The organism is Thalassobius sp. Cn5-15 (assembly GCF_022347685.1).
In the GTDB taxonomy this organism is placed as follows: Bacteria; Pseudomonadota; Alphaproteobacteria; order Rhodobacterales; family Rhodobacteraceae; genus Thalassobius.
In genome coordinates this window covers 1-5,854 of sequence record NZ_JAKRGF010000015.1, presented here as the reverse complement: position 1 = coordinate 5,854, position 5,854 = coordinate 1, and the positions used below count along the sequence as shown (strand labels likewise).

The following is a 5,854-nucleotide window of genomic DNA, read 5'->3' as shown; positions in this document are numbered from 1 at the left end:
TGTTTTTTCTTTAAAAACCGCTTGCGGCTCTTCTGCAATCACCTTAGAACCCCCTTCACCGGCGGCGCTGAGGCGCACAACGGGGCAGCGGACGGGGCTACGGAGGGTACTCTGGAGGGTTCGGAAGTGAAGAAAATGAGGCATTGATGAGCGGGCGGCGCTAGAAATATTTAGCGCAGTCGGTTGGTTTTTGTCTCTGGTGATGACTTTGTTTGTTGCCACGCTCTTTGACATTGATGGTATCTGAAGAGATATGTGGGCGGTTTGGTTCATTCGATGAATGAATGACTGCACATATGTCAACTACCTAGAGCTTCGGTTCGATGATGGATAGTCAGCTTCACTGTTTGTCGGCTTTCGGTATCTTTTGGTACTGATGTCACAAACAGAGAACGGTCCGACCAGCCGGTTGGACCATTTCCAAGTCAATTGGAAAAACAGTATGTGCAGAGGTTCGAACGTCAAGGATAGCAACGCAAGTTGCTTTCAACTTGAGAGTTTGATCCTGGCTCAGAACGAACGCTGGCGGCAGGCCTAACACATGCAAGTCGAGCGCGCCCTTCGGGGTGAGCGGCGGACGGGTTAGTAACGCGTGGGAATATACCCGACACTAAGGAATAGCCTCTGGAAACGGAGAGTAATACCTTATACGCCCTTCGGGGGAAAGATTCATCGGTGACGGATTAGCCCGCGTTAGATTAGATAGTTGGTGGGGTAATGGCCTACCAAGTCTACGATCTATAGCTGGTTTTAGAGGATGATCAGCAACACTGGGACTGAGACACGGCCCAGACTCCTACGGGAGGCAGCAGTGGGGAATCTTGGACAATGGGCGCAAGCCTGATCCAGCCATGCCGCGTGAGTGATGAAGGCCTTAGGGTCGTAAAGCTCTTTCGCCAGAGATGATAATGACAGTATCTGGTAAAGAAACCCCGGCTAACTCCGTGCCAGCAGCCGCGGTAATACGGAGGGGGTTAGCGTTGTTCGGAATTACTGGGCGTAAAGCGCGCGTAGGCGGATTAGTAAGTTAGAGGTGAAATCCCGGGGCTCAACCCCGGAACTGCCTTTAATACTGCTAGTCTTGAGTTCGAGAGAGGTGAGTGGAATTCCGAGTGTAGAGGTGAAATTCGTAGATATTCGGAGGAACACCAGTGGCGAAGGCGGCTCACTGGCTCGATACTGACGCTGAGGTGCGAAAGTGTGGGGAGCAAACAGGATTAGATACCCTGGTAGTCCACACCGTAAACGATGAATGCCAGTCGTCGGGTAGCATGCTATTCGGTGACACACCTAACGGATTAAGCATTCCGCCTGGGGAGTACGGTCGCAAGATTAAAACTCAAAGGAATTGACGGGGGCCCGCACAAGCGGTGGAGCATGTGGTTTAATTCGAAGCAACGCGCAGAACCTTACCAACCCTTGACATCCTGTGCTACATCCAGAGATGGATGGTTCCCTTCGGGGACGCAGTGACAGGTGCTGCATGGCTGTCGTCAGCTCGTGTCGTGAGATGTTCGGTTAAGTCCGGCAACGAGCGCAACCCACATCCTTAGTTACCAGCGGTTCGGCCGGGAACTCTAAGGAAACTGCCCGTGATAAGCGGGAGGAAGGTGTGGATGACGTCAAGTCCTCATGGCCCTTACGGGTTGGGCTACACACGTGCTACAATGGCAGTGACAATGGGTTAATCCCAAAAAACTGTCTCAGTTCGGATTGTCGTCTGCAACTCGACGGCATGAAGTCGGAATCGCTAGTAATCGCGTAACAGCATGACGCGGTGAATACGTTCCCGGGCCTTGTACACACCGCCCGTCACACCATGGGAGTTGGGTTTACCCGAAGGCCGTGCGCCAACCTTTCGAGGAGGCAGCGGACCACGGTGAGCTCAGCGACTGGGGTGAAGTCGTAACAAGGTAGCCCTAGGGGAACCTGGGGCTGGATCACCTCCTTTCTAAGGATGTATCTAGCAAGAAGAGCTTGCTCTTCCTCGTGATACACTTAGCAAAAGATCAACAAGTCACGTTGATCACATATCAGGACCAGGCCGTCCTCATATCTCTTCAGGAAGACATCAGACCTACCGGTCTGGACTGGGTCGGTAGCTCAGGTGGTTAGAGCGCACGCCTGATAAGCGTGAGGTCGGAGGTTCAAGTCCTCCTCGACCCACCAATATCCCTGTCGGGGTTTTGATGGGGCCTTAGCTCAGCTGGGAGAGCGCCTGATTTGCATTCAGGAGGTCAGCGGTTCGATCCCGCTAGGCTCCACCATTTGTCTTCAGTACCACATAAGAGCGTTCGATTAGATCGTTAAGCATCGCACCTGCGGTTCTTCACCGTCCAATCGGACACGCTTCCACTTCCCTTCGGGGATGCGGAACATGACATCGTTTAGAGAGAAAATATCAACAACCTGTTTGATCACCGTAAGTAAGCGGATGATCTCAGTTGGTTCCCTTCGGGGAAGGCGTGATAGAGATTGTTTCCTCGATCTTTATGCAACGTATCCCTTCTGAAACGAACAGAGTTGTCCAAGTCAAGTACACTAACCCGCATAAACGAGAGTTTATGCATTGTTCCTTACCTTCTGCGTGGGGCCGACCGACATCGGCAGCGCAGTCTTTCGGGTAAGGAGCGGGAAAATAGTATGCTTTTGATCAGAAAGTGAGCATCCGGTCGAACCAGCCCGGATGTGAAAGTCTTCGTGCTCAAGTAGCGCTCCGCGCGGTAGCACACAAAGAAGTCTTACTCTTTCTGGATCAAATCAAGCGCGAGAAGGGCGTTTGGTGAATGCCTTGGCAGTAAGAGGCGATGAAGGACGTGATACTCTGCGATAAGCTTGGGGGAGCCGAGAATAGGCTTTGATCCCAAGATCTCCGAATGGGGCAACCCACTTGATACTCTGTTATTGTTAGCTCCGGCTAATCAATAACCGGGTAAACCAAGTACTTAATACCTGAATACATAGGGTTTTAAGAGCGAACCCGGGGAACTGAAACATCTAAGTACCCGGAGGAAAGGAAATCAATAGATACTCCCCTAGTAGCGGCGAGCGAACGGGGACCAGCCGAGCCTTGAGAGTGACCAGAACAATCTGGAAAGATTGACCATAGTGGGTGACAGTCCCGTATGGGAAGCTCGATAGGACGTATTAAGTAGGGCGGGACACGTGAAATCCTGTCTGAACATCGGAGGACCACCTTCGAAGGCTAAGTACTCCTTACTGACCGATAGTGAACCAGTACCGTGAGGGAAAGGTGAAAAGCACCCCGACGAGGGGAGTGAAACAGTACCTGAAACCGAACGCCTACAATCAGTCGGAGGCTCCTTGCGAGCTGACGGCGTACCTTTTGTATAATGGGTCATCGACTTGGTCTCACGAGCAAGCTTAAGCCGTTAGGTGTAGGCGCAGCGAAAGCGAGTCTTAATAGGGCGCATGAGTTCGTGGGATCAGACCCGAAACCGAGTGATCTAGGCATGACCAGGCTGAAGGTAAGGTAACACTTACTGGAGGGCCGAACCCACACCTGTTGAAAAAGGTCGGGATGAGTTGTGCCTAGGGGTGAAAGGCCAATCAAACTCGGAGATAGCTGGTTCTCTGCGAAATCTATTTAGGTAGAGCGTCATCCGAATACCCCGGGGGGTAGAGCACTGGATGGGTAATGGGGCCCCACAGGCTTACTGATCCTAACCAAACTCCGAATACCCGGGAGTACTAGATGGCAGACACACGGCGGATGCTAACGTCCGTCGTGGAGAGGGAAACAACCCTGACCTCCAGCTAAGGCCCCTAATTCATGGCTAAGTGGGAAAGCAGGTGGGACGACCAAAACAACCAGGAGGTTGGCTTAGAAGCAGCCATCCTTTAAAGATAGCGTAACAGCTCACTGGTCTAAATAAGTTGTCCTGCGGCGAAGATGTAACGGGGCTCAAGCCATGAGCCGAAGCTGAGGATGCACATAGTGCATGGTAGCAGAGCGTAGTGTGACATAGTTCCATGCGTCTTTAGCCTTGTTCGCAAGGCATTAGACGCAAGGAGCTTTCTGTGAAGCCGGGGCGTGAGCCATCCGGTGGAGAGATCACTAGCGAGAATGATGACATGAGTAGCGACAAACAGGGTGAGAGACCCTGTCGCCGAAAGTCCAAGGGTTCCTGCTTAAAGCTAATCTGAGCAGGGTAAGCCGGCCCCTAAGGCGAGGCCGAAAGGCGTAGTCGATGGGAACTAGGTTAATATTCCTAGGCCGTGAGGTGGTGACGGATCACAGAGGTAGTTCAGGCTTAACGGATTGTCTGGGCTGCTGAGTGGTCCCTGGAAATAGCCCCTCTTTAAGACCGTACCCTAAACCGACACAGGTGGACTGGTAGAGAATACCAAGGCGCTTGAGAGAACGATGTTGAAGGAACTCGGCAAAATACCTCCGTAAGTTCGCGAGAAGGAGGCCCAGTTTCTAGGCAACTAGAGGCTGGGGGCACAAACCAGGGGGTGGCGACTGTTTACTAAAAACACAGGGCTCTGCGAAGTCGCAAGACGACGTATAGGGTCTGACGCCTGCCCGGTGCCGGAAGGTTAAAAGGAGATGTGAGAGCGTCGAATTGAAGCCCCGGTAAACGGCGGCCGTAACTATAACGGTCCTAAGGTAGCGAAATTCCTTGTCGGGTAAGTTCCGACCTGCACGAATGGCGTAACGACTTCCCCGCTGTCTCCAACATCGACTCAGCGAAATTGAATTGCCTGTCAAGATGCAGGCTTCCCGCGGTTAGACGGAAAGACCCCGTGCACCTTTACTACAGCTTCGCACTGGCATCAGGCACAATATGTGCAGGATAGGTGGTGGGCTTTGAAACCAGGACGCCAGTCCTGGTGGAGCCTCCCTTGAGATACCACCCTTATTCTGCTTGATGTCTAACCGCGGTCCGTTATCCGGATCCGGGACCCTGCGTGGCGGGTAGTTTGACTGGGGCGGTCGCCTCCTAAAGAGTAACGGAGGCGCGCGAAGGTTGGCTCAGAGCGGTCGGAAATCGCTCGTTGAGTGCAATGGCAGAAGCCAGCCTGACTGCAAGACTGACAAGTCGAGCAGAGTCGAAAGACGGCCATAGTGATCCGGTGGTCCCGCGTGGAAGGGCCATCGCTCAACGGATAAAAGGTACGCCGGGGATAACAGGCTGATACTGCCCAAGAGTCCATATCGACGGCAGTGTTTGGCACCTCGATGTCGGCTCATCTCATCCTGGGGCTGGAGCAGGTCCCAAGGGTATGGCTGTTCGCCATTTAAAGAGGTACGTGAGCTGGGTTTAGAACGTCGTGAGACAGTTCGGTCCCTATCTGCCGTGGGTGTAGGATACTTGAGAGGAGTTGCCCCTAGTACGAGAGGACCGGGGTGAACGTTCCACTGGTGGACCAGTTATCGTGCCAACGGTAGTGCTGGGTAGCTATGAACGGAAAGGATAACCGCTGAAGGCATCTAAGCGGGAAGCCCCCCTCAAAACAAGGTATCCCTGAGGACCGTGGTAGACCACCACGTCGATAGGCCAGAGATGTAAGTGCGGTAACGCATTCAGTTGACTGGTACTAATGGTCCGATAGGCTTGATTTGATCCAGTAAAAGTAAGACTGACTTAAACTGATACTCAAGAGCATACACCAAAGTGTACTCGACTTAGACAACATGTTGATAAGGGCTAAAAATGCCCGTTGTTGCTTATTCGGTTTGGTGGTCATAGCACGAGTGAAACACCCGATACCATCCCGAACTCGGAAGTTAAGCACCGAAGCGCCAATGGTACTGCGTCTTAAGACGTGGGAGAGTAGGTCACCGCCAAACCTAATAAACAACAACAAAATCTCTAAGCGATAAAAA

Annotated in this window: 2 tRNA genes and 3 rRNA genes; all 5 read left to right on the top strand. The window is 52.5% G+C overall.

The window, feature by feature from the left end:
* Positions 1-487 precede the first annotated feature (487 nt).
* The 5 genes from MHM86_RS16980 to rrf all read left to right on the top strand — a co-directional run bounded on the left by MHM86_RS16980 (position 488) and on the right by rrf (position 5,818).
* A 16S ribosomal RNA gene (locus tag MHM86_RS16980) occupies positions 488-1,951 on the top strand.
* A 141-nt stretch (positions 1,952-2,092) separates the two neighbouring features.
* Positions 2,093-2,169 (top strand) — tRNA-Ile (locus tag MHM86_RS16975).
* Positions 2,170-2,191: 22 nt separating this feature from the next.
* Positions 2,192-2,267 (top strand) — tRNA-Ala (locus MHM86_RS16970).
* Positions 2,268-2,758: 491 nt separating this feature from the next.
* A 23S ribosomal RNA gene (locus tag MHM86_RS16965) occupies positions 2,759-5,590 on the top strand.
* 113 nt (positions 5,591-5,703) lie between these two features.
* Positions 5,704-5,818, top strand: a 5S ribosomal RNA gene (rrf, locus tag MHM86_RS16960).
* The 16S, 23S and 5S rRNA genes sit together here with 2 tRNA genes alongside, the layout of an rRNA operon.
* Positions 5,819-5,854 lie beyond the last annotated feature (36 nt).